The 24929-nt window shown below is 71.8% G+C and carries 12 protein-coding genes; 6 read left to right on the top strand and 6 right to left on the bottom strand.

The genetic code is table 11. The features are described 5' to 3' along the window. Positions 1-147 precede the first annotated feature (147 nt). The 5 genes from OG622_RS41995 to OG622_RS41975 all read left to right on the top strand — a co-directional run bounded on the left by OG622_RS41995 (position 148) and on the right by OG622_RS41975 (position 9682). Complete coding sequence (locus tag OG622_RS41995; RefSeq protein WP_371582029.1) at positions 148-1902, top strand: fatty acyl-AMP ligase; 1755 nt, start codon at positions 148-150, stop codon at positions 1900-1902. Then, positions 1899-6467, top strand: a complete 4569-nt coding sequence (locus tag OG622_RS41990) for an acyltransferase domain-containing protein (protein WP_371582028.1) — start codon at positions 1899-1901, stop codon at positions 6465-6467. Before OG622_RS41995 ends, OG622_RS41990 begins: the two co-directional genes overlap by 4 nt. Positions 6468-6489: 22 nt before the next feature. Further along, the gene (locus tag OG622_RS41985; protein WP_371582026.1) at positions 6490-7548 is read left to right on the top strand and encodes an alpha/beta hydrolase; all 1059 of its coding nucleotides are present in this window, start codon (positions 6490-6492) and stop codon (positions 7546-7548) included. A 122-nt stretch (positions 7549-7670) separates the two neighbouring features. Then, complete coding sequence (locus OG622_RS41980) at positions 7671-8903, top strand: PucR family transcriptional regulator (RefSeq protein ID WP_371582024.1); 1233 nt, start codon at positions 7671-7673, stop codon at positions 8901-8903. Positions 8904-9040: 137 nt separating this feature from the next. Beyond that, complete coding sequence (locus OG622_RS41975; RefSeq protein ID WP_371582022.1) at positions 9041-9682, top strand: cutinase family protein; 642 nt, start codon at positions 9041-9043, stop codon at positions 9680-9682. Between the two features lie 71 nt (positions 9683-9753). Here the strand turns inward: OG622_RS41975 and OG622_RS41970 are convergent, their stop codons facing one another. From OG622_RS41970 to OG622_RS41960, 3 genes are all read right to left on the bottom strand, one after another. Continuing rightward, a complete protein-coding gene (locus OG622_RS41970) occupies positions 9754-11484 on the bottom strand; it encodes a hypothetical protein (protein ID WP_371582021.1) in 1731 nt (576 codons plus the stop codon). 110 nt (positions 11485-11594) lie between these two features. Next, entirely contained in the window at positions 11595-12197 is a 603-nt protein-coding gene (locus OG622_RS41965) for a hypothetical protein (RefSeq protein WP_371582019.1), read from the bottom strand. 82 nt (positions 12198-12279) lie between these two features. Further along, positions 12280-13275: a polysaccharide lyase family 1 protein gene (locus OG622_RS41960; protein ID WP_371582018.1), complete on the bottom strand. Its 996-nt coding sequence runs from the start codon at positions 13273-13275 to the stop codon at positions 12280-12282. Between the two features lie 232 nt (positions 13276-13507). Between OG622_RS41960 and OG622_RS41955 the strand changes: the two genes are divergently transcribed. Next, positions 13508-16678 carry a glycoside hydrolase gene (locus OG622_RS41955; RefSeq protein WP_371584388.1) on the top strand — a complete coding sequence of 1057 codons (3171 nt, stop codon included), beginning with the start codon at positions 13508-13510 and terminating at the stop codon, positions 16676-16678. Positions 16679-16729: 51 nt separating this feature from the next. Here OG622_RS41955 and OG622_RS41950 read toward each other — a convergent pair whose 3' ends face one another. From OG622_RS41950 to OG622_RS41940, 3 genes are all read right to left on the bottom strand, one after another. Next, the gene (locus OG622_RS41950) at positions 16730-18400 is read right to left on the bottom strand and encodes a cellulase family glycosylhydrolase (RefSeq protein WP_371582017.1); all 1671 of its coding nucleotides are present in this window, start codon (positions 18398-18400) and stop codon (positions 16730-16732) included. 113 nt (positions 18401-18513) lie between these two features. Continuing rightward, positions 18514-20670 carry a glycoside hydrolase family 127 protein gene (locus OG622_RS41945; RefSeq protein WP_371582016.1) on the bottom strand — a complete coding sequence of 719 codons (2157 nt, stop codon included), beginning with the start codon at positions 20668-20670 and terminating at the stop codon, positions 18514-18516. 117 nt (positions 20671-20787) lie between these two features. Beyond that, positions 20788-24927, bottom strand: a complete 4140-nt coding sequence (locus tag OG622_RS41940; RefSeq protein ID WP_371582015.1) for an Ig-like domain-containing protein — start codon at positions 24925-24927, stop codon at positions 20788-20790. Positions 24928-24929: the final 2 nt, after the last annotated feature.

The following is a 24929-nucleotide window of genomic DNA, read 5'->3' as shown; positions in this document are numbered from 1 at the left end:
ACTGAACTGCCCGGCCGTGTGCGGCCGCTGCGGATCACCCCAAGCACCCGGAACCGCCCATAACAGCCCAGAACTTCCCCGAACCGCTCTGACCGCTCTGACCGCTCTGACCGCAAGCCGTTCCCCGCGCTGTGAGGAGCCTGCCCGATGGACAACCGCCGCCCCCCGCTCGCGCCCATGTTCCGCAGTCTGCCGGAGTATGTGCGGCACTGGGCCGAGACCACCCCCGACCGCCGGGCCTTCACCTTCGTCGACCATCCCTCGCCGCACTCACGGGGCGTCCACCGCACCCTGACCTGGCGCAGGCTCGACCTGCGGATGCGGGCCGTGGCCGCCCGGCTCGCGGCGAAGGCCGAGCCCGGGGCGCGGGTCGCGGTGCTGTGCCCGCAGGGGACGGAGTACGTCACCGCCTTCCTCGGGGCGCTCGCCGCCGGCCTGATCGCCGTACCGCTGTACCCGCCCGGTCTGCCGGGACAGGGCGACCGGCTGTCGGCGGTCCTGACGGACGCGTGCCCGGAGGTCGTCGTCACGACGGGCCACGCCCTCGCCGGGGTGCGGGAGTTGTGCGAGGGCCGGGCGGTCAAGGTCGTCGCCGTCGACCACGTGCCGGACGCCGCCGCCGACAACGACGACCCGTGGCCGTCCGCGCCCGACGACACCGCCGTCGCCTACCTCCAGTACACCTCCGGCTCGACCCGCACCCCGGCGGGCGTCGAGATCACCCACGCCAATGTCGTCGCCAACGCCCGCCAGGCGCTGTCGGCCTATGGCGCCGACGCGCATCCGGTGACCTTCGTGGGCTGGCTGCCGCTGTACCACGACATGGGGCTCGTGCTGAGTGTCGCGGCGCCGGTCGTGCGGGGGCTGCTGTCGGTGCTCATGGATCCGGTGGCCTTCCTGCACGAGCCCGTGCGCTGGCTGCGGCTGCTGGCCGCGCACCCGCGCGCGCTGAGCGCGGCGCCCAACTTCGCCTACGACTACTGCGCCTCGACGGTCACCGAGGCGCAGAAGGCCGGGCTGCGGCTGGACGACGTCGCCGCGCTGATCAACGGCAGTGAGCCGGTCCGCCCCGGCACGGCCGACCGTTTCCACGCCGCGTTCGCCGCGCAGGGTCTCGTCCCGCGGACACACTGTCCGTCGTACGGACTGGCCGAGGCGACCGTCTTCGTCAGTGCCGCCCGGCCCGGGGAGCCGTTGCGCGCGTTCGCGCTCGACCGTGACGCCCTGGCCACCGGGAAGGCCCTGCCCGCTCGGCCCGACGATCCGAGGGCGGTGCTGCTGGCCGGCTGCGGGGCGCCGGCCGGCCAGCGGGTGCGGATCGCCGACCCGGTGTCGCGGGCCGCCCTGTCCGAGGGCGAGGTCGGCGAGATCTGGGTGCAGGGCCCCAACGTGGGGCGGGGCTACCGGAACCAGGACCGGCCGACGCGGCGGGTCTTCGGCGCCGTACTCGCCGATGCGACGGCGGGGCCGGGCGAGTGGCTGCGGACCGGCGACCTGGGGACGGTCCTGGACGGGCAGTTGATCGTCACCGGGCGGCTGAAGGACCTCATCGTCGTCGACGGGCGCAACCACTACCCGCAGGACGTGGAGGCCACGGTCCAGGACGCGCATCCGGTCGTACGGCGGGACCGGCTGGCCGCGTTCGGTGTGCCGGGCGGCTCCGGGGAGCGGGTGGTCGTCGTCGCGGAGCACACGCGCACCGTGCCGCTCGCCGACATCGACGTACCCGCCTTCGTGCGGACCGTACGCGCGGCCGTCTCCGCCCGGCACGGGCTGCGGCTCTCCGACGTCGTCGTCGTCCCGCCGGGCACGGTGCCCCGTACGTCCAGCGGGAAGGTCTCACGGGCGCTGACCCGTGACCGCTATCTGGCGGGTGCGTATGCGGTGGGGGTCGTGGGATGAGGGTCGTGGCGGACGACGAGGGCGGGCCACGGCGGCCGGTCGGCGGCGGCGGCGGCGGCGGCGAGGAACGCCTGGTGCGGCGGCTGATCGCCGAGCAGGTGGCCGCCTGGAGCGGTGGGGCCGCCGGGGACGTACCGATGGACCGGCCGCTGGCGGATCTCGGGATGTCCTCACGGGACGCGGTCGTCCTCGCCGGGGAACTGTCCCGGGCGACGGGTCGTGAGCTGCCGGCGACGCTGTTGTGGGAGGCGTCCACGGGGGACGCGCTGGTGGCGCGGCTGTGCGGTGCGGAGACGGCCGTCGCCCCGGTGGCGGCCCCGCCCCGGGAGTCACCCACGCTCGGTGAGCCGGTCGCGGTCGTCGGGGTCGGCTGTCGGCTGCCCGGGGGTGTGCACGGCCCGGCGGAGTACTGGCGGTTGCTCCGCGAGGGTGCCGACGCGATCCGGCGGGTGCCGGAGGACCGGTGGCGGGACTTCACGGCCTACCCGCCCGCCGACGCGCTCCCGTACGGCGGCTACCTGGACGACATCGCCGGGTTCGACGCGGACTTCTTCCGCGTCACCCCGCGCGAGGCCGCCGTGATGGACCCGCAGCAGCGGATCCTCCTGGAGGTCGTCCAGGAGGCCCTCGACCACGCCGCCGTCCCGGCCGCGTCCCTCGCGGGCAGCGCCACCGGTGTCTTCGTCGGGGTCTCCGCGCCCGAGTACGGACAACTGACCGGCGCCGACCCGGCCGCCGTCGACCCCTGGGCGCCGGCCGGCGGCGCGCTGAGCGTGGCGGCGGGCCGGCTGGCGTACGTCCTGGACACTCGGGGGCCGAGCATGGCCGTCGACACCGCGTGTTCGTCGTCGCTGGTGGCCGTGCACCAGGCGTGCGTCAGCCTGCGCACGGGCGAGAGTGATCTCGCGATCGCCGCCGGGGTCAATCTGCTGCTCTCCCCGACGGTCACGGTCGCGTTCCGGCGGGCGGGCGCCCTCGCGCCGGACGGGCGGTGCAAGCCGTTCTCGGCGGCGGCCGACGGAATCGGCCGGGGTGAGGGCTGCGCGGCCGTGCTGCTGAAGCGGCTGTCCGACGCCGAGCGGGACGGCGACCGTGTCCTCGCCGTCGTCCGCGCCACCGCCGTCAACTCCGACGGCCGCTCCAACGGCCTGCTGGCCCCCAACCCGGCTGCCCAGCAGGCCCTGCTGAGCACCGCCTACGCGCGCGCCGGGCTCGACCCGACACACATCGACCACGTCGAGGCGCACGGCACCGGCACCCCGCTGGGCGACCCGATCGAGGCGGGCGCGCTCGGCGCGGTGCTCGGTACGGGCCGCGACCCCGACCAGCCGCTGCTCCTCGGCTCCGTCAAGGGCAACCTGGGCCACCTGGAGTCCGCAGCGGGCATCGCCGGCCTGGTGAAGACGGTGCTCGCACTCCACCACGATCTGATTCCGCCCTCGCTGCACTGCGCCGAGGGCAGCGCCTTGGAGGACGACGTACGGCTGCGGGTCGTGACGGAGGCCGAGCCGTGGCCCCGGTACGGCGGTACGGCCACCGCCGGGGTCTCCGGGTTCGGGTTCGGCGGCACCAACGCCCACGCGGTCCTGGAGGAGTGGCGGCCCGGCGCCCCGCTCCCACCCCAGGCCGGGGAACCCCCGGCCCGCCTCCACCTCCTCTCCGACATCGACACCGCCCGCGTCCGTGACACCGCCGCCCGGCTGGCGGACTGGCTCGGCACGGCCGAGGGGGACGCCGTGCGCCCCGCCGACGTGGCGCGCACACTCGCCGGGCGTGCGGGGCGGGGGCCGGTGCGCGCCGCGATCGTGGCCGGCGACCGTGCCGAACTGGTGGACGGGCTGGGCGCGTTGTCTCGGAAGAGCCCCCACGCGCGGGTCGTGGTGGGCGACCGGGATCTCGTCGGACGCGGCCCGGTGTGGGTCTTCTCCGGGTACGGCAGCCAGTGGTCCGGCATGGGTCGTCGGCTGCTCGCCGAGGAACCCGCCTTCGCCGCGGCCGTGGAGAAGCTGGACGCGCAACTGGCCCCCGAGTGCGGGCTCTCCCTCTACGACCACCTGGCCACGGGCGGTCGCCTCGACCGTCTGGAGGTCGCCCAACCCGTCCTCTTCGGCTTTCAGATGGCGCTGGCCGAGCTGTGGCGGGCGCACGGGGTCGAGCCCGTCGCCGTCATCGGCCACTCCCTGGGGGAGGTGGCGGCCGCGGTGTGCGCGGGCGCGCTGGAGGTGTCGGACGCGGCCCGCGTCGTCGCCGTACGGTCCCGGCTGCTCAGCGGGCTGCGGGGCGGGGCGATGGCCGTGGTGGACCTTGAGGACGGCGAACTCGACGCCCTGGAGCGGGACTTCCCGGGCGTGTATGTCGCCGTGCACTCCTCGCCCGGCCAGAAGGTGGTCACCGGGGAGGAGGAGGCGGTGGCCCGACTGGTGAACCGGCTGGAGGGGGAGGGTCGGGCCGCGCGGGCGATGCGGGTGGCCGGGGCGGGTCACTCCCCCCAGGTGGATCCGCTGCTCGACGAGTTGGCGGCAGAGCTGGCGGACATCCGGGGCGGGCTCCCCCGCGTCCCCGTCTACTCCACCGTGCTGGACGACCCGCGCGGTGACTGTGTGTTCGACGCCGCGCACTGGGCCGCGAACCTGCGGCGGCCCGTGCGTCTCGACCGGGCGGTCGCCGCTGCCGTCGCCGACGGCCACACCGCGTTCGTCGAACTCTCCCCCCACCCGGTCCTGACCCGCGCGATCACGGACACCGCCCCCGGAACCCTCGCCCTCGGCACCCTCCACCGCGACGCCGACACCTCCGCCGACTTCCTCACCCAGGTGGGCACCCTGCACACCGCCGGGTACCGGCTTCCCCTGCCGCCGGGCCGCGTCATCGACCTGCCCGGGCCGCGCTGGCGGCATGTGCGGCACTGGTGGACCGATGGGAGAGCGGGGGTCACGGCGCCGGAATCGTCAACCGCGTGGACAGAGGGGCGCCGCGAGCCCGGCAGGGACCCCGTGACGGCAGGGGACCGCATGGTGTCCGGACGGCACATGCCGGAAGCGGACCGCACGGCGGCAGGGAGCCACGCCGACGCAGAGGGCCACGCCGGAGAAGGAGGCCACGCCAGGGAAGCGAGCCCCGGGCCGGCGGACAGCCGTGGGCCGGAAGGGTGGAGCGCGGCGGACGACACCTCCGTCTCCGCCCGCCTCTGCCACCACATCGCCGCCGTCACCGGGCACCCGCCGACCCGCATCACCCCGGCCACCGCCTTCGCCGAGCTGGGCCTGGACTCCCTGATGGCCGTGCGCATCCGCACCGCTCTTGAACGCGAGTTCGACATCGAGCTCCCCCTGCGTGACCTGCTGGGCGCCGCCACGGTCGAGGACACGACGGCCCGCATCCAGCGGGCGCTGCCCGGCGAGACGGCGTCGGCGGGGAACGGTCGGCGGGCGGTGCCGACGAAGGCCACATCGGCCGAAGGCCTCCAGGCGCAGCCGACGCATCCGGCTCCGGCCGGAGCCACCCGAGTCCCACCGCCGGCGAGGTCCCAGGACGAGGCCTCGCCCTCGCCGGCTCAGCGGGCCGTGGACATGGATGCCCTGCCGCAGGCCCCCCTCGCGATCGGCGAGGACACACGGGCGCGGGCCGAGGAGACATCACGTGAGGACTCCCTGCCCCAGCCCCACCGGACCCCCGGCCCTCACTCCCCGCTCCGCCCCCTCCGCACCTCCGGCCCCCACCCCTGGCTCCGGCTCCTCGACACCCCCGGCCCTCGACCCTCGGACCAGCACTCGGACATGCCCGGCCCTCACCCCCCTCTCTTCCTCGTCCACGCCGCCGGCGGCACCACCGCCGTCTACCGGTCCCTTGTGGAACGGCTCGGCGGGGAGCAGCTCGTGTACGGGCTGGAGCGGGTCGAGGAGGCCCGGACGGTCGTCGAGAAGGCGCGTCGTTACGCGGAGGCCGTGGCCACTGTGCACCCCGACGGGCCCTGCCTGCTGGGTGGTTGGTCGTTCGGCGGCTTCGTCGCCCAGGAGGCGGCGCGGCAGCTGACGGCCGCCGGGCGGGACGTGCGGCTGGTGGTGCTCCTCGATTCCGTACGGCCGCTCCCCTGCCCCGAAGGCACGGCGGCCGAGCGGATCCGCGCCCACTTCACCGGTTTCGCCCGCCATGTCGCCCACACGTACGGAGTTGAACTCGCCCTGCCGTACGACGAGTTGGCTGCGACGGAAGACGACGGCGAGCGCGTCGACACCGTGCTGCGGGCCCTGCGGGAGGCGGCCGACGTGCCGCAGGCGGTCCTCGATCACCAGCGGGCCTCCTATCTGGACCTGCGGATCGGCGAGACACACCGGCCGGGCCGTCACGACGGGCGAGTGGTGCTGTACCGAGCCACCGAGCCCGCCCCGCACACCGTGCGCGACCCCGCGTACGAGCGGGACGACGAGGCGCTCGGCTGGGACGAGGTGTGCCCGCGCCTGGCCGTCGTCCCGGTCACGGGCCACCATCTGTCGCTGCTCGACCCGCCGTACGTGGACGAGATCGCCGCCCATCTGCGGCGAGAGCTCGCCGGGGAGACCCGCTGAACCTGATCCGAGGAGAGCCGCCATGCCCGACCACACCGACCGTACCGACCGCACCGACCGCAGCTCCGGATTGTCCCGACGCTCCGTCACCGGATTGGCGGCCACCACCGCCCTGACCGCCCTCTTCGGCGCCGCGACCACCGGCACGGCCGGGGCAGCCACCACCCGGCGGACCACCACCAGCCGCACCGACCACCGCCGGGCAGCCACCGCAGCCGCCTCGCCGGCCGCCTCCGGCGCTCCCTCCGTCATCCGCCTCGGCCCCCGCACCCTCGACGTCTCCCTCCCCTCCGCCGCCCTGGGACGGAACGCCCCGGTCCGGCTGATCCTCCCCTCCTCGTTCGACGCGCGGCCCGCCCGGACGTACCCCGTGCTGTATCTGCTCCACGGCGCCCACGACGACCACACGTCATGGACCCGGGAGACGGACATCGAGGCGTTCACGGCGGGCCGCGAGCTGATCGTGGCGATGCCGGACGCGGGGCCGACCGGCATTCCCACCGCCTGGCGGGGCGGCCCGGACTACGAGACGTTCCAGGTCGGCGAGGTCCCGGCGCTGCTCGCCCGCGACTACCGGGCGTCCGGGGTCCGGGTGGTCGCCGGGGTCTCCACCGGCGGCTACGGGGCGATGGCGCACGCGGCACGGCACCCGGGGACGTTCGCGGCGGCGGCCTCGTACAGCGGCATCCTCGACACGACGGCACCCGGGGTGCCGACCCTGATGGACGCCATCGTGGCCCGCGAGAACCTGGCGGCCCTGTCGCTGTGGGGCCACCCGATCCTGGACCTGCTCACCTGGCGAAACTTCAATCCGCGTTCCCGCGCGGCGGGGCTGCGCGGCACCGCCCTGTACGTGTCGAGCGGCAGCGGAGTGGCCGGCGGCATGGGCGACTGGCTCCCCGAGGCGCTGGAGAGCCTGCTGTGGCCGTCCGCCCACGCGTTCACGGACACGCTCGCGCTGCTGCGGGTCCCGGTGACCACCCACTTCTACGCGGGGGGTGGGCACAGTTGGGCCTACTGGAAGCGGGAGTTCACCGCGTCGTGGCCGATGCTCGCCGGTGCGCTGGGGGTGCCGGCGTGAGGCCGGTGCCGTCGGGGCACGGAACGGAGCGTAGGGGACTTACGTCCAACCCAGGACTTGTTCCCCGCCCCACGGGCACCGGCCCGCGGGTGAGCCGCTTCCGGGTGAAAGGAGGGTCCGCCTTGGCTGCTCCCACCCCGCCGCACGGCGTACCGGACGGTCCCGGCGCCGCCCCTGTGCCACCCGAACTGGCCAAACTGCTGCGCGACCAGTTGGAGGATGTTGCCGACCAGGTGGAGGAGGAGGTGTGCAGACAGGTCCCGGAATACGCCTCCCGGTCGGTTGACGGAGCGAGCCGCGCACTGCTCAGATCGGGGGTCGTGCAGGCGCTCACCCTGTTCGTCGACCACATCGCCGACCCGCGCGGCCGGGGAGACTCGATCACCGCGATCTACCACGAGCTGGGGCGTGGCGAGGCGCTGGAGGGCCACAGCCTCGAAACGCTGCAGTCCGCGCTGCGGGTCGGGGGGCTGCACGCCTGGCGGCTGCTGGGCCGCACGACGGAGGAACTCGGGTTGGACTCCTCGGTCATGGCCGGGCTGGGTGAACTGGCGTTCCGGACGGTGCACGAGGTGGCCGAGGCCGCGGCGGCGGGGTACGCGCAGGGGCAGCTGCGCAGCACGGACGAGCTGGAACGGCGCCGGGGGCGGCTGCTCGCCCTGTTGCTGGGCGGGAGGCCGGTGTTGCCGGAGGCGGTGCGTGACCTGGCGAACGGCGCCCAGTGGTCCGTGCCGACGCACGTCGCGGTCGTCGTCCTCGCGGCCTCGCCCGACCAGCGGGAGGAGCGGCCGTTGGCCGCCGCCGGGGCGCTGGTGGACATGGAGTCCCGGCCACCACGGATGCTCGTGCCCGACCCGGACGGCTCGGGCGGCTTCGGCGGCCGGGCGTTCACGCTCGCGCTGCGGGGGCGGCCGGCGGCGATCGGGCCTTCGGTTCCGCTCACGGAGGCCGCCAGTTCGCTGCGCTGGGCCACCCGTGCGCTCGGGTTGATGGGGCGTGGCATCCTGCCGCGGCAGGGCGTGGTGCGCTGCGCCGACCATCTGTCGACGCTGCTGCTGCACAGCGACGAACCGATGCTCGCCCAACTGCGGTCCCGGGTGCTGGCCCCGCTGGACTCGGTCGCGGAGGGGCCGCGCGGCCGGCTCGCCGAGACGCTCCTGGCGTGGCTGCTCGGCGGCAGCAACGTGCCCGATGTCGCCGCCCGTCTCCACATCCACCCGCAGACGGTCCGCTACCGCCTGCGCCAGCTGGAGAAGCTCTTCGGCGAGGCCCTGCACGACCCCGGCGCCCGCCTGGACCTCATCCTCGCGCTGCGCTCGGAGGCACCGCGGGACGACGACACGTTCACCGCATAAAAATATCGACTCACCTCGGCGCAAAAACAAAAGCGATTTCTGAATTCTCGTCCATAACACTCGGCCTGACACAGCGAATATCTTCGGGACGTCCTTTCCCACAGGCGCTCCACGCGCCCCACCCTCAAAGGATCCCCATGCGTATCCGCTTATGTCTCGCCGCGCTCTCGCTGGCCGGCGGGGCCGGACTGGCCACCGTCTCGGTACCCGCGGCCACGGCCGCGGCCTGCACGGACATCGACGTCGTCGCGGCTCGCGGCACGTTCGAGCCGGGCACGCTCGGCTTCATCGTCGGCGACCCCGTGTTTTCCGCACTGCAGAAGAAAATCACGGGCAAATCCCTCTCCAGCTACAAGGTGAACTACCCTGCGGACCTTTCTCTCACCTCGGCCGCGCAGGGCAACGCGGACCTGGTGAACCACGTCAGGAGTCAGGCATCCGCCTGTCCGAACCAGCGTTTCATTCTCGTCGGCTATTCGCAGGGCGCGAATGTCGTCGACAACTCCATCGGCATCAGCAGCGCCGGCGCGGTGGTCGGCAGCCCCATCGTGGCCACCATTCCCGCCGCGCTCGAACCCCGGGTCTCCGCGGTGCTGCTGTTCGGCAACCCGATCCGGGCCATCGGCAAGAGCGTCACCGGCACCTACCAGAGCCGCACCATCGACTTCTGTGCGGCCGGTGACCCGGTCTGCGAGAACGGTGGGGGCGACACGGGCGCGCACCTGAGCTACCGGGCGAACGCGGACGCGGCGGCGGCCTTCGCCGCGACCAAGGTCTGACCGACCCCACGCACAGAGGCGAAGGGCCCGGGAGGGGAACCTCCCGGGCCCTTCTTCCATGGGGGCGATGGCTACTCGGTGTCCCGCGCGAACTCCGTGAGGCTCGTGGAGACCGGTTCGGGACGGCCGTTGTTCTGGGTGGGCGCGGCGGTCAGCACGTCCAGGTGCTGGTAACCGTCGGCGACCACGGGGTCCAGGTCGGCCGGGACGCGGCCCGCCAACAGTCCGTCGCCGGCGAGCACGGTGAGGGTCGGGTTGGCGGTCAGCCCGCCCGGGTGGACGACGAGCCGCTTCACCTGGGGTGAGCCGGCCAGTTGGAGATCGGTGACCAGCTTCGTCGGGAAGTACTGCTCGGTGAAGTCCAGCGGCTGCTGGGCCATGCTGCGGGCCAGCTCCTGGATGTCGGTGACCTCCTTGCCCGCGTCGGTGAACGGGGTCCCGTCGGCCGACCGGTAACCGGGGTCGTCGGCGTCGCCCACCCGGTCGTAGTTCCGCCAGGTGTAGAGCGGGCCGCCCGGCCGGTCGGGGATGGCCTTGTACTCGCCGCCGAACAGCGCGGGTTGCTCCTCGCCGCCGTTGGCGACGGGGAAGTTCTTGTCGACGACCGGCCCGCCGTCGAAGAAGCCCACGCTGCTCTGCAGGAACGCCAGCGGTACGGAGTGGTCGTCCATCAGCGAGCCGAGGATCGCCTCGTTGGTGAGCCGGAAGTCCCTCACCGCCGGTGAGCCGGTGAGGAAGGTGGCGGTGTCCTCGGAGAACAGGAAGCGGTTGCTGACCTCGATGTTGGTGTTGCGGGGCAGGTAGCCCGGCAGGGTGGCCTCGCCGTCCGGGTCCTGCAGCGCGCCCACGCCCGCGATGGCCAGCAGCGTCATCATCTCCGGGTTGAGGAGCACCGGCGCGGACAGCGAGCGCGGCAGCAGTCCGCTGTCGAGCCCGGCCTGCACCGCGCCGTATCCGAGGCCCACGTCGGGCAGGTTGGTGTCGTCCGGGATGCTGCCGCTCAGGTCGGCGAGCGAGGTGGAGACGGTGGTGTCGAGGGCGAAGTACCCGGCGCACTGGTTGTGCCCCGCGTCCGCCGTGGTGGACCGGTCTCCGTCGAAGTCGGCGGTCGCGAAGTACCCGGTGATGACCCCGCCCAGGGAGTGCCCGCCGCACAGCACCTTCTCCTTGCGCACCCGCTGGTCGGGCAACTCGGCGGTGAGCAGGTCGTACTGGTCCCGGACGGTCCGCTCGACGCCGAGCTTCGCCATCCAGCCCAGCTCGCCGTCGCCGACGAACCCGTCGAAGGTGCGGCCCGCGACCTGCTTGTCCCGGTAGTAGTAGTCGACGGCCGTGCGCTGGTCGCCGGAGGCCACACCGGTGCGGTCCTCCAGGCAGTTGGAGCGCCGGTCCAGGGCCCAGAACTCGATGTGCCGGCCCTGTTCGGCGGCGCGTGCCACGGTGTTGCGGGCGACGCTGTCGAAGGCTCCGGCGCCTTCCAGGATGCCCGGCTGGGCGACGAGGATCCGGTCGGCTTCGGCCGAGGCCGCAGGCCCGTCGGCGGACCGGTAGCGCAGGTACGACAGCCAGTCGCACGCCGCCGGCCGCGCCCCGAAGGACGCCGGCAGCGGCGCCCGCACCCGGACCACCGTCTCGGTCACCCCGCCGACGGGACTCGTGGACGTCACGGCCGTCTCGGTCCGCGCCTCGTCGCCCCGGGCGTCCGGGGCGGCCCCGGTGAGCGCCCCGACGGTCAGCAGCACCGCCGGAGCGGCACCTCTCAGCGCCCTGAGGGTCTTTCCTCTGCTGCGACTCGTGTTCATGCTGGGACGGTAGGACCGCGACGACGGCCCCGCCGCCCCATGCTCACAACAACGCAGCCGGTGTCGGCACCTTTGTCACCAGGCACCAACTCCCTTGCTGACAGCTAGAGTTACAGCCCGTCACTCACCATCGCGGCGACGATCCGGACGTGCCGGTCGGCCGCCGTGCCCGAGTACTCGTTGTCGTAGTTCAGCCCGTACGGCCAGAAGTGGCCGCCGCCGGTGGAGATCTTCGCGCTCGACCCGTCGTACTGCCGGACGAGCGCCGTGGCCTGCGCCCCGGTCCATGTGCCGCTGCCGCCCAGCCGCGACCAGCCCGAGCTGGTGCCCACGCCTATGGTGTGCGCGATCTCGTGCAACGCGGTCCGCTCGTTCATATAGCTTCGGTTGCTGCCGAAGCGAATGGTCCCGTTGATGTTCCCGTCGGCGGTGGGCACACCTGGCTCGTAGCGGACGGTGATGTTCTTCCCCAGGTCGCTGAGGTTGTTGTACCGGGCGACCGCGGCGTTCATGGCCGACGTGATCAGGTTGTACGCCGACTGCTGGTCCTGCGTCGGGTTGCCCGCCCGTACGAGGGTCCACGTGAGGGTGGCCGCCGCGGCCTGCTCCCGGGGCACGGGCGCGGCCTGCGGTGCGGCCTGTGCGACACCTGGGCCGGCGAGCAACGCGGCCGCCAGCGCGGCCACGACCACCTTCTTGCGCGGTGAGTTCATCGGGGTCTCTCCTGTGCTTCGTGGGGGGATGCGTGGGGGGTGGGGGTGTGGGGATGTGAGGGGTGGGGATGTGGGGGGATGTTCAGGCACCGATCTTTCCGACGCCTGCCCCTGCCCGTACGAGCGCCGGGACGTCCGCGGCGGGGTCCAGCGTGTAGGCGTAGTAGGTGCGCGGCTCGGTGACCGTGCCGTTGGTCTCGCAGGTGCCGGACCCGGGGAAGAGGTTGTTCCGCTGGACCAGCCGGCCCGGCCCGGAGGCGTCGTAACCACTGGCGGAGTAGCAGGGCTTGGGGACGCCCTCGAAGTGGTTGCCCTCGACCACGACGCCCGCGTTCATGGTCGAGGCGACGCCGTAAATGGCGTTCCCCTTGTAGTAGTTGTTGTAGACGTGCACCGGCTCGCCGAACCGGACCCGTGGGTGCCGTTGCCGTGAGCCGTCGAAGAAGTTGTGGTGGATCGAGACCTTCAGCTTCCCCGCGTCCTGGCTGCCGTTGCCGTCGGAGTGCCCGAGCAGCATGCTCTTGTCGGTCTTGTTGAACCAGTTCCAGGACACGGTGACGTACTCGGCGCCGCGCACGACGTCGACGGCCCCGTCGAGGGGCGCCACGAACTCGTTGTGGTCGATCCAGATGTGGTGGGACTCCTGGCCGACGTTGACGGCGTCGTCCTCGGCGTTGGTGAACCTGATGTTCCGCACGATGACGTTGTACGAGCGGTAGAAGTCCAGGCCGCCGCCGTTGATGACGGCGGACGAACCGGCCCCGATGATGGTCTTGTTCGGGCGGACGCCCTGCTTGCTGGTGATGTCGACGGTGCCCTGCACCCGGATGACCAGCGGGCCCACCGTGTCGATGTACTCCAGGAACTGCTCGGTGGTGGTGGCGGTCACGGTGGCGCCACCCGCTCCGCCCGTGGTGCCGTTCTGGCCGAGCGCGTTGACGGCGGCGAAGCCGGTGGGGGACGTCTCCGCCAGGGGTGCCGCCTGCGCCTCCGTCCCGCCGGGTGCGATCGCGGCGAGCAGCAGGCCGAGCGTGAGAGCGGGAACGCCGCGTGCGACGCGTGACAATGACGACCTCATGTGGTTTCTCCCGGGACGAGTGGGGGACGTTCCTGGGCCGTGCTGATCGATCAGGCGGATCGGTCGTGCGAATCGGTCGTGTGAATTCATGCACACAAAGACTAGAAAGCGCTTTCAGTTTCCTGAATGCTAAGCACGTGTTTAGGGCATGTCAACGAATCGCGTTCGCCTCTGTGTTGTGGAAGGGAGTGTCGTGACCCCACGACCTCGCATCGTCCGGGCTTTGGCACCCATCGCCCCCTTGGTACTCGGCGCGGGCCTCATGGCCGCGCCGACGGCGAGCGCGGACGCGTCGGCCTCGGCGGCGCAGAACTCCGTCACCGTAAGGATCGACCCGTCGTACCAGCAGCAGGAGTTCGAGGGGTGGGGTACGAGCCTCGTCTGGTTCGCCAACGCCACGGGCAACTACCCGGAGCCCATCCGAAGACAGCTCGTCGACATGCTGTTCGGTGAGGACGGGCTCGGCCTCAACATCGCGCGCTACAACATCGGCGGCGGCAACGCCCCGGACGTCCGCAAGGACTACATGAAGGCCGGCGCGACCATGGACGGCTTCTGGAAGGCCCCCGAGGGCACCACCCGGCAGGACATGGAGTGGTGGGACCCCGACAACCCGGACCACTGGAACTGGGACGCCGACTCGGGCCAGCGCTGGTGGGTGGACCAGGTCAAGGACAAGGTCACCAAGTGGGAGGCGTTCAGCAACTCGCCGCCCTGGTTCCAGACCGTCAACGGCTATGTCTCCGGCGGCTTCGACGCGAACACCGACCAGATCCGCGCGGACCGCGTGGACGAGTTCGCCGCCTATCTGGTGCGGGTCACCGAGGAGATGGAGAAGCGGCACGGCATCGACTTCGACACCATCGCCCCGCTGAACGAGCCCAACACCAACTACTGGGGCACCCAGATCGGCGCGAACGGCCAGCCCACCGGCGGCCGTCAGGAGGGCGCGCACGCGGGCCCGGCCCTCCAGCAGAAGGTGGTCCTCGCGCTCGACAAGGCGCTCGACGGAGCGGCGACCGACGCCGAGATCTCGGCGATGGACGAGACCAACCCCACGATCTTCACCCAGAACTGGAACGCGTACGACGCCTCCGCGCGGGCGGCCCTCCCCCAGCTGAACGTGCACACCTACGGCACCGGCATGCGCACCAGCGCGCGTGACATCGCCAAGGGCGCGGACAAGAAGCTCTGGATGAGCGAGGTCGAGGGCACCTGGGGCACCGGCAGCGACTTCACGAGCATGGAACCGGGGCTCGGCATCGCCACCCGCATGGTCGACGACATGCGTGAACTGGAGCCCTCCGCCTGGGTGTTCTGGCAGCCCGTCGAGGACTCCGCTCCGCAGGCCGCGGCCGGCAAGAACTGGGGCAGCATCCACGTCCCGTTCAACTGCAAGGCCACGGACACCCTGGAGACCTGCCCGATCCGGGCCAACTCCAAGTTCCACACCATCCGGAACTTCACCCACCACATCCGCCCCGGCGACCACTTCGTGAAGGTCGACGACCCCTCCAGCGTCGCCGCCGTCAGGAAGTCCGGCCGTTCGGCCACCGTGGTCCATGTGAACAGCGGTACGACCACCCGTTCCGTCACCCTCGACCTCTCCCGCTTCCGCAAGATCTCCTCCGACGCCACCGTCACCCCCGTCGTGACGAGCTCCGGCGGCGCCCTCGTCAAGGGCACCCCGGTTCCGGTGACCGACGACTCGGCCACCCTCGACGTCCCCGCCAAGTCCGTCACCACGTTCCTGGTCGAGGGCGTCCGCGGTGTGGCGAAGGACGCCGCCCTCGTCCAGCCCGACCACGTCTACCGCCTCCAGGGCACGCAGAGCGGCAAGTCCCTCACCCCGTCGGAGGACGGCACCGGTGTCGTCCTCCGCACGAACGACGCCGCGAGCACCCGGCAGCTGTGGTCGGTGGAGCAGCTGACCCCCGGCACCGACAACCGCGAGCGCTACACCCTGACCAACGCCGGCACCGGCAAGCGGCTCGCCGTGCGCGACAACCAGGCCGTCGTCGAGGACCCGGCCGACGGCGAGGTCCCTGCGGCCGCGCAATGGGTCATGTCGACGACCGGCGACGGCAGTTGGACGTTCGTGAACGCCGCCACCGGCCGCCTCCTGGACGTCACCGGGCAGTCGTCGGCGGACGGCGCCAAGGTGTCGACGTACACCCCGACCTCGGCGAACAACCAGCTCTGGGCCGTGCGGGACGAGACCGTGCGGAGCACCAAGCCGGTCGAGGCGTTCACCGTCCCGGATCTGCGGCCGAAGCTGCCGGAGACGGTGACCCCGGTGTTCCCGGACGGCGCCCGGGGCTCCCTGCCCGTGGAATGGAACCTGCCGGTGGACCGCAAGTGGCGCAAGCCCGGCACCGTACGCGTCAAGGGTGAGGCGACCGACGTCCTCGGCCGGAAGATCCCCGCGGAGGCCCTCGTCACCGTCGACACGATCGCCTCGACCGTCCCCGGCCGCGCCAAGACCTATGTGGGCGGCGAACCGGAACTCCCGACGACGGTCGTCGGCGTCGGCCGGCACGGTGGCCGGATCACCCTCCCGGTGACCTGGGACACGGCACCCGCCGGGGCGTTCGACAGAACCGGCGTCGTGACCCTGTCCGGTGCGGCGGAGGTCGTCGACGGCTCCACGGTCGACGCGGCCGTACGCGTACAGGTCACCAAGGCCTCGGAGACCAACATCGCGCCCGACGCGGGCGTCTCCGTCGCCGCCACCTTCACCGAGAGCGGTTACTCCGCCGAGCGGCTGCGCAACGGCAACACCGCCGAGAAGGCCTGGTCCAACTGGAGGTCGGGCACCAAGAATCCGTCCGACACCGTCACCTTCGGCCTCCCGAAGGCCCGCGACCTCACCCGGATCGTCGCCCACTTCCACCGTGACGGGAGCAACGTCTCCTTCCCGCAGAGCCTGAAGGTCCAGGTCAGGGCGGCGACGGACGGCCCGTGGACCGATGCGGGCGGATCCGTCTCGGTCGGCACGGAGGGCACACCGGTGATCGACGTCCCGCTCGACGCGGGCCCCGTGACCGGAGTGCGCGTGGTCATGACCGCGCGTCAGGGCGGCTACATCACCATGGGCGAGATCGAGGTGTACGCCAAGACCCCCGGCGTCTCCTCGGACGCCGTGGCCTCCTCCATCGAGGTGGCCGGGAAGCCGATCGACTCCTTCGACCCGGACACCACCACCTACCGGGTCGTCACCGACGACCCGGGCCGGGCGGAGGTCACGGCGACGGCGCGCGACCCGTACGCGACCGTCACCGTGGACAGGACGGACGAGGCCGACGGGACCGACGGATCCGGCCCGGCCCCGGTCGTCGTCGCCGTGCGCGGCGAGGACGGTTCACAGACCCGGACGTACCGGATCGAGCTGGTACGACGCTGAACCGCAACCGGCGGGGGCCGGTGACGGCCCCCGCCGGTCGGGCGTGTCGGGTCAGGTGCTCGCGCAGGTCGCCCCGTTGAGCGTGAAGCTCGTCGGTGCGGTGTTCGTGGCACCCTTGGCGCCGATGAACCCGACCGTCACCGAGCCTGCGGCCGGGATGGCGGAGGTGTAGGAAACGGGCTTCACGCTCACCGAGCCACCGCTCTGCGTGGGAGTCCCGCCCCACATGTTGCTGATCGTCTGGCCGTTGGCGAAGGTGAAGGCCAGGGTCCAGCCGCTGACCGCGGTGGTGCCGGTGTTGCGGATGACGATCTCGCCCTGGAAGCCGCCCTGCCACTCGTTGGTGGCCCGGTACGCCACGGAGCAGTTCCCGGCGGGTGTACCGCCGCCCTCGTCCGTCGTGACGTTCACCGTGCCCGACCTGTTCGACCGGTTCCCGGCGGCGTCCCGGGCGTAGACGGCGAAGGTGTACGCCGTGTCGGCGGTGAGGCCGGTCAGGGTGACGGAGTGGGTGGTGGAGACGGCGAGCTTGGTCTCGGTGGAACCGCTCACCCGGACGATGTCGTAGCCGGTGACGCCGACGTTGTCGGTGGCGGCGGTCCAGGAGAGCGTGGCGGAGGTCGCCGTCACCGCGGAGGCGGCCGGGGTGCCGGGGGTGGTCGGTGCCTGGGTGTCGCCCGGGGTACCGCCGAAGATCGTGGCTTCCTTCGCCGTCTGCGCGATGCCGTTGGCGCCGTTGAAGATGCGCTGGCCCCAGGCGCTGAGCCGCGTGGGGTCGAAGTCGATCGACAGGTCCAGGATCGGGTCGGTGTTGCCGCTCCAGGACCAGGCCAGATAGCCGAGGTCCAGCTGCTCGGCGGTGGCCATCATGGTGTCCTCGTCCGGATCGCCCCACTGGTCGGCGGGTCCGCCGAACTCGCCGATGACAAGGGGCAGTCCGGCGTTCACGAAGGCGCCCAGGTAGTCGGTGATCTCCGCGGCGGTGTCGAAGACGCTGTACATGTGGATCGAGAAGATCAGGTTGCCGGTGGTGTCGGCGTCGTACACGGACTGGGCGTTGGCGCGCATGACGCCCTGCCAGTCCTGGCCCCAGTTGGGCGCGTCCACCATGATCGTGTGCTCGAAGCCGGCGGCCCGCAGCTTCTTCACGGCGGCGATGGTGGGGGCGGTCCAGCCCGCCGGGTCGGTGTTGCCCCAGGGCTCGTTGCCGATGTTGACGATGACGTAGTTCTCCTCGCCGGCGAGGACGTCCTTGAGGCTGATCCAGTAGTCGGCCGCGTGGTCGAGCGTGCCGGCCGCGGCCTCCTCGCCGTATCCGGTGGTGTCGTGCACCTCCAAGACGCAGATGAGCCGGTTGGCCTTGCACTGGGCGACGACGTTCGCCACGTCGGCGGGGCTGTTCTTGGCCCACCGGTGCCCGTCGGCGAGGACGACGCGGACGGTGTTGGCGCCCAGCGTCTTGATGTCGGCCAGCGACTGCGTCTCGCCCGGATACCAGGTGTGGGCGTGATTGACGCCGCGCATCACGAAATCGTTGCCGTTGCCCTCCAGCAGCCGGCCGTCACTGATGTGCAGGCCGGTGGCCCGCGCGTCCGGCGCCGACTGGGCCAGGGCCACGGCCGGGGCCAGGACGCCGAGGAGCGTGAGCCCGATCAGGCCCGCGAGGGCGGCCAGAAGGGTGCTCAGGGGATTTCCGCGCTGTGTGCTTCTTCCAGTTCTCATCGCGACTCCAGGTGGGGGTGGGCGCCGAGAAACTCAGGCATCAAGGGGTGGGGGTTATGGGAGCGCTCCCATGAACCCATCAAGCCGCGTACACGTCAACCCTTCAAACACGCTCAGCGCCGAAGACCCGCCCGGACAGCCGCTGCGACGACCGCGTCCCGCTCCGCACCGGTGAACCGTCCTTCGGACACCCAGTCACCGGCGAGGGCACGCACCGCCCGCACGAAGGCCTCGGACGTCGCGAAGGGCGCCTGTCCCCAGAACACGTCGAGGAAGGTCCGGCCGTCGCCACGCGTACGGTTCGGGACGCCCGAGTTCGCCGTGCCGAACACGACGACGGGCTCGGAGCGTCGGAAGTAGGCGTGGTAGCGGACGTCGTCGCCGGCGAAGAACGGCGCGAGGGTCAGCCCGTGCGTGGTGAAGTGCAGCGGCCTGCCCTCGGGACGGACCGCGTCCGCGAGATCGCCGCGCAGGGTGAAGTCCTTGTAGAAGGAGAAGGTCCGGAACCCGGCCTCCGGGCTCCGCGCGACCAGCAGCAGCGGACCGAAGAACACCGACTGGACGGTGGGGTCGTCCAGGGCCCGCTCCACCCGCAGCCGGTACGGCGCGGAGATCCCGACCCGGTCGCCGCGCCGCCAGTTCCGGCTCAGCGTGAGGTACGACCCGGGCACGGCGTCGACCTGTTGCCGGACCCCGTTGACCGTGACGGTGAACCCGCCCGTCGCCCAGGACGGTACCCGCAGCTTCAGATCGAGCGCACCCGCGCCCTCCCGGAACGTCAGGGTGCGGACCCCCTCGGCCGGGTAGGCGCTCGTCTGCTCGACGACGAGACCCCGCTCCGGCCACCGCAGGGTCGAGGCGAGATACAGGTTCACGTACAGCGCGTTGCCGTCGGCGGAGCGGAAGTACACCGAGTCCTGGTACTTGGTGTGGTTCTCCATGCCGGTGCCGCCGCAGCAGGTGCCGGTGTTGCCGTACTCGCGCACGACCCCCGGGCCCATCCCGACGAAGTAGGTGACCTCCGGGCTGCCCGTGCTCGCCACGTCCCGGCGGGAGGCGAGGATGTGGTTGGTCAGACCCCGCTCGTAGTAGTCCATACGGGCCGCGTCCGGCTCCCGGAAGAACAGCTGCCGGCTGAGCTTCAGCATGTTGTACGTCGCGCAGGTCTCGGCGTTCTTATCGTCCAGCGTGGCCGCGATGGCACCCCGCGCCTTGAACATCTCGCCCTGCCCCGTGCCGCCCAGGCTGTACGTCCGGGGTCCGGCGACCATGCCCCAGAAGTTCCGCGCGGCCTCGGCGTACCGCGCTTCCCCCGTCTCGTCGAACAGCCGCAGATAGCCGGTGAACTGCGGGATGTGCTGGTTGGCGTGCCGCCCGTCGAGGATGTCCCGGTCCTGGGCGCAGGCGTCGAGCAACGTGGTGTTGTCGAAGCAGCGGGCGGCGGCGAGGTGTTCCGCCCTGCCGGTGAGGGCGTGGAGGTCGGCCATCACCTCGTTCATGCCGCCGTACTCGCCGGCGATGTAGATGGACCACATGCGCTCCAACTGGGCCTTGGGCAGCCCGCCGAGCCTGCTGTGCACCCAGTCCCCCATCTTCGAGGCGATGGTCAGGGCCTGTGCGTTCCCGGCCAGGGTGTGCGCGTCGAGGAGGCCCCGCATGATCTTGTGGCAGGTGTAGTACGGCGCCCAGATGGTCGGGTACGTCGTGTAGCTCTCCAGCAGGACGAACTGCGTCTCCGGGTAGGCCGCCAGAAAGCCGGGATGACTCGGCCGGGGCGTTCCGCGCTCCGCCAGCGCCGCCTGGCACTCCCCCAGCGCGCCCACGAGATAGTCCAGCTTGGTCTTGAGGGCGGCCTCCCGGGTGTCCGCGTACGCCTGGGCGATGAGCGTGAGGAAGTGGCCGCCGTAGTGGCCGCGCAGATTGCCGTCGGAGGTCTCCCAGCCGCCGGGCGGGCGGGCACCACGGGTGTCGAGACCGGCGTTGGCGCGGAAGACGGCCAGGACGCGGTCGGCCGGGTAGGACCGGGCGTAGCCCAGCATCAGGTCGCGCTTGGCCCTGAACACCCCTTCGCCGAGGGTGACCTGGTCCAAGGAGAAGGGGCGCACCGACCAGGTGGAGGGGACGGGGAGCGGGGCCGCGGGGGCCTGGGCGGCGGCCGTGTGCGCGGCCGGGGCGGCGTGCGCGAGCGAGGTCGCCTGTACGAGCGGGGTGGCGGCCGCCGCTCCGGCCGCCAGGGTCAGCAGCCTTCGGCGGGTGGGGGGTTGGGACATGCTCTCGACTCCGATCGTCGGACGTTCGGCGGGTGTGGGGGCTGGACGGGTGACCGCCGCCTCGACGAGGCAGGCGGTCACCCAGCGGTCATGAAGGGGCCCGTCACGTGGGGCCCGTCATGGAGAACCCGTCACGGTGACGGTGGCCGTGGCTCGGTAGGGGGTGCCCGCCACGGTTCCCTTCACCTCGAAGGTGCCGGGCTCGGCGTACCGCCCCGGCTCGACCGGGTCCCAGGTGACGCCGGCCCGGCTGTCCCTGGAGCCGTCGTTGTAGGTGGCGACGACGGTCGCCGGCAGGGTAGGCGCCCGGCCCGCGCGGGTGGTGACGTGCTCCTCGCCGACGCTGGTGATCTCGACGGCGTCGGTCTGCCGTACCCACACGGTCGCGGTGACGGGCCGCGCGGCCCGGTCGGCGATGCCGGTGATCCGTACGCTCGTGCCGCCCTCGGCGACCTGCTCCTCGGTGAGGGCGGGCCAGGCGACGGGCGAGCGGGCCGTGCTGCCGTCCCCGTACACCAAGGTCACCTCACCGGGCAGTTCCGGGATCGTGCCGCGCGGGGTGGGGACATGGACCTCGCGTACGGACTCCGGCGTCTCGGCGTACACCTTCCACTCCTGGACGCCGAGGGCCAGGTTCGGGTGCCCGGTGAGCCGGGCGCGCAGGGCCGTCGTCGTGACGGGGGTGAAGGTGGTTCTGTTGTAGCCGTCCTCGGCGGTGCCGTAGCCGCTGGGCAAGGCGACCTCGCGCCAGGTGTCGCCGTCCCGGTACTCGACGACCCAGGACTCCGGGACGCCGACCCCGTCGCCCGCGCCGGGCTGCGCGTCACGGAAGAAGTACAGGTCGGAGCCGTCCACACGGACCGGGTCCTCCCAGGTGTACTGGACCCACTGGGTGCCCTTCTCCGGCCAGCTGCCCCAGCGCGGGGCGTCGGAGGACGAGGCGGGTTCGCGGCCGTCGTTGATCGCGGTCACGGACTCCCAGCCGGAGGTGTGGGAGGCGGTCGGTGTCGCGAGGGGCGCCACGTTCACCTGCCCGTCGGACAGCCCCTCCGCCTTGACCACGACCTTCTTCGACGTCGCCAGGGACCCGTCGGTGGCGGTGAGTTCGAGGGTGTAGGTGCCGGCCTCGGTGAAGCGGGCGACGGTCGTCGAGGCACCCGCGTCGTCGAAGATGACCGTTCCCCCGTCCGGGCCGTCCGTCGCCTTCCACCCGGCGGAGAGCTTGCGCTCCGGGAGGCCGTCGTCCTCGACGATGCCCGTGAGCCGGACCTGCCCGGGACGGCTGTACGTGGTGTCCCGCCATGCCTCGACGTAGGGGGCCCGATTGCGGGCGGCCGGGGGCCGGACGCCGGTGTGGAAGGCCTGGACCTCCTTCAGGCCGCTGGTGTGCCCGTCCCGGTGACGCATCAGCACCCGCAGCTTCCGGGTCGTCACCTGCTTGAAGCGCACCTGGTTGAGGTTGGCCCGCGGATTGACGGGCGTCTTGGCGGGGCGGGCCACATCCCGCCACCGGCCGTCACCGTCCTGGTACCGCACGGTGTAGAGGGCCGGTTCGGCGTATCCGCCCGGCCGTTTGTCGCTGTAGAAGTACAGCCGCACATCATCGACATCCCGTGCGCGCCCGAAGTCGATCTCGTACCAGTCCTCGGCGTTGCCCGAGCCGCGCGCGCCCCAGTGGGGCTCGTTGACGGTGAAGCCGTCGACGGCCCCGTCCACGCCCCGCCCCTGGGCCTCGTGGGAGGCGCGGGCCGTGGCGCCGGCGGCGAGGTTGTCCGTCGCCGTGCCGGTCAGGTCCCGCCCGGCCTTGGCGAACAGGTCGGTGACCCGGTCCTCGCGGCCGTACTCGACGTCCTTCGGTGCCGCGACGACCGTACGCAGCCCGGTGGTCCTGGCCTTGGCGCCACCGCCGTCCGGGAAGGTCACCTTACGGGTGACGGGGTCGTAGACGAGGCGAGTGAGGCGGTCGGCCGTGAGGGCGAGCCTGCCGTCGAGGTAGAGGGAGTAGCCCTCGGGAACCTGCCGTCCGTACGGCCGCTTGCCGTCACCCGGCTCGTCCCACACCACCGCCACGTCGGTGCCCCGGTAGTTGATGTCCGTGACGGCGAAGTGCGGCCAGTCGACGTCGATCGGCGACAGCTCGATCTTCCGGTCGTCGCGCGGCCGGAAGCCCATCGCGTCCTCGATCACGGTCCAGTTGGTGGTGCCGAGGATGGTGTGGTGGATCCACGAGCGGTAGCCGATCTTCTGCGGATCGGCGCCGCCGTCGGCCCAGAACTCGTTCTGGTCGGGCCACCGGTTGTCGCCGTCGACGTACTGGGCCCAGGCGTTCCAGGAGAGCAGCTTCTTGTACCAGGTGCGGTCGATGTACTGGTTGGGGTACTTCCGCAGCACGGAGGAGAGGAAGCGGAAGGTGACCGTGGAGTTGATGACGGAGAAGTTGTTGCTCCCCGGGTGCCCCTGCTCGGCCGCCTCCGCCTTGTCGGCCTGGTTGGCCGTGAAGAACGGGAAGACCGGGTACTGCTCCGCGTCCGCCCACAGCCGCAGGGCTTCGAGGTACTGGGGGTCCTCGTCCGGTGTGGGCATCAGGCCCACGCTGTACGGGTAGTAGTTGTTGATCTCCTTCCAGGGCACCAGGCTGTCGCTGGCCACGTGCCGGTGCTTCAGCAGCTTGTCGCCGGGGTCCCAGAGGTGTGCGAGGACCGCGTCCTTCACCCGCTTCGCGATGCCGCGCATCTCCTCGGCCTTGGTGTCCTCGCCCAGCAGGTCGTACGCGCGGGCGGAGGCCGTGGCGTTGCTGTACGCGTACGCCGACTCGGCCCGGTCCAGGTTCCCCGGCTTCCAGTCGAACGACACCGCGTCGGCGTCGTTGCCGGTCATCGCGCCCCAGTCGTACTCGATCAGCCCGTTGCCGTCGTGGTCGTAGGCCGCGAGCTGGCCCTTGACGTCCTTCTCCGCGTACCGGGCGAGGTTGCGCGGGATGCCGTCGGGCCCGCCGTGCACCTGGTAGGAGCGCCAGGCGGCCTCGGAGATGTACTGGGTGTAGCTGTTGGACCAGTTCTCCGGGTCGCCGGGGTTGTCGGTGTACTTGCCGTTCTTCGACACTTCCCCGGCCGACACCCAAGGGCCGTACGAGTAGCTCGGGTCCCGTAGGTACTTGAGGTCGTCCACGAACATGCCGACGGTCAGCGCGATGGCGTTGTTGTAGCCGAGGACGCCCTCCATGGAGGTGGGGAACTGGTAGTCGTTGCCCGGGATGTCGGCGTCGAGGTAGTTGTAACGCAGTAGCCACCAGCGGTAGTAGAGCGTCTTCTCGATGTTGTCGTCCGGGAGGTCCATGAACGGCAGGTTCTCGGCCCACCAGCGGTTGTACGCCTGCGCATGCGCACGGAAGGCGGCGGCCGGAGCGGCCCGGCGCACAGAGTCGTAGGCCGGCCGGGACGCGGCGATCTCCTCGGTGACGAAACCGAGTTGGACCTTGGTGGTGAGGGTGCGGCCCGCCGGGACGGTGAGGGTGCGCGTCAGGGCCTCGCCCTCGGGCGCGAAGCCGTCACCGCTCAGCCGGGGGAACACCGTGGTGAGGTTGTTCTTCGCGGCCACCGTGCCGGTGAGTTCACGGCCTTGCGGAGTGCCGGTGTACGGGGACGAGGCGCGCAGGGTGATCGCGCGGCTCCCGGAACCCGTGTTGGTGAGGGCCAGGTTCGTCACGGCGACATTGGCGTCGGTGATGAACTTGGTCTGTGCGACCGTCAGCCCGGTCGCCTCGTGCGTGAACTCGCTGCGCCAGTGACTGGGCGTCTGGACACGGGAGTCGACGTTCTCGCGGAGGGTGAGCTTCTCGCCGTCCACGGCCAGGTCGACCGTGTACGCGGACCGGTTGTCGATGCTCTCCCAGTACGCGACCTTGCCACCGAAGCCGAGCCGCGCGGGATCGTGCTCCTTCATGAACACCGCCCGGCCCCGGGTGAACAGCCAGTCCCCCGCCGGGTCGTCGCCCTTGCGGGCCAGCATCCGGTCCATCCAGAAATCGGTGCCGTTCCCGGCTCGCCGGTCGGCGTCGTACTGCGCGCGCATCGTGCCGCGGACCGTGAAGCCGGCGGGTAACTCCGGTACGGGCTCCGCCGATCCGGAGTACACGGGGTAGCCGATCGCCGAGTTGTCCGCCTCGGCCGGAGCGGCGGCGGCGAACGGGGCGAGCAGCCCGACCGCCAGTGCCGCGGCCAGGGTTCTGCGCCGGTGCCGTCTTCGTGTTCCTCGCACGA

The sequence above is a fragment of the Streptomyces sp. NBC_01314 genome, from assembly GCF_041435215.1.
Taxonomy (GTDB): domain Bacteria; phylum Actinomycetota; class Actinomycetes; order Streptomycetales; family Streptomycetaceae; genus Streptomyces.
Note: the sequence above shows the minus strand (reverse complement) of the source record. Positions and strands in the feature narration are given on the sequence as shown.

Coding starts and splice junctions, on each gene's coding strand:
- OG622_RS41995 (WP_371582029.1), top strand. CDS start 148: ATGGACAACCGCCGCCCCCCGCTCGCGCCCATGTTCCGCAGTCTGCCG.
- OG622_RS41990 (WP_371582028.1), top strand. CDS start 1,899: ATGAGGGTCGTGGCGGACGACGAGGGCGGGCCACGGCGGCCGGTCGGC.
- OG622_RS41985 (WP_371582026.1), top strand. CDS start 6,490: ATGCCCGACCACACCGACCGTACCGACCGCACCGACCGCAGCTCCGGA.
- OG622_RS41975 (WP_371582022.1), top strand. CDS start 9,041: ATGCGTATCCGCTTATGTCTCGCCGCGCTCTCGCTGGCCGGCGGGGCC.
- OG622_RS41970 (WP_371582021.1), bottom strand. CDS start 11,484: ATGAACACGAGTCGCAGCAGAGGAAAGACCCTCAGGGCGCTGAGAGGT.
- OG622_RS41965 (WP_371582019.1), bottom strand. CDS start 12,197: ATGAACTCACCGCGCAAGAAGGTGGTCGTGGCCGCGCTGGCGGCCGCG.
- OG622_RS41960 (WP_371582018.1), bottom strand. CDS start 13,275: ATGAGGTCGTCATTGTCACGCGTCGCACGCGGCGTTCCCGCTCTCACG.
- OG622_RS41950 (WP_371582017.1), bottom strand. CDS start 18,400: ATGAGAACTGGAAGAAGCACACAGCGCGGAAATCCCCTGAGCACCCTT.
- OG622_RS41945 (WP_371582016.1), bottom strand. CDS start 20,670: ATGTCCCAACCCCCCACCCGCCGAAGGCTGCTGACCCTGGCGGCCGGA.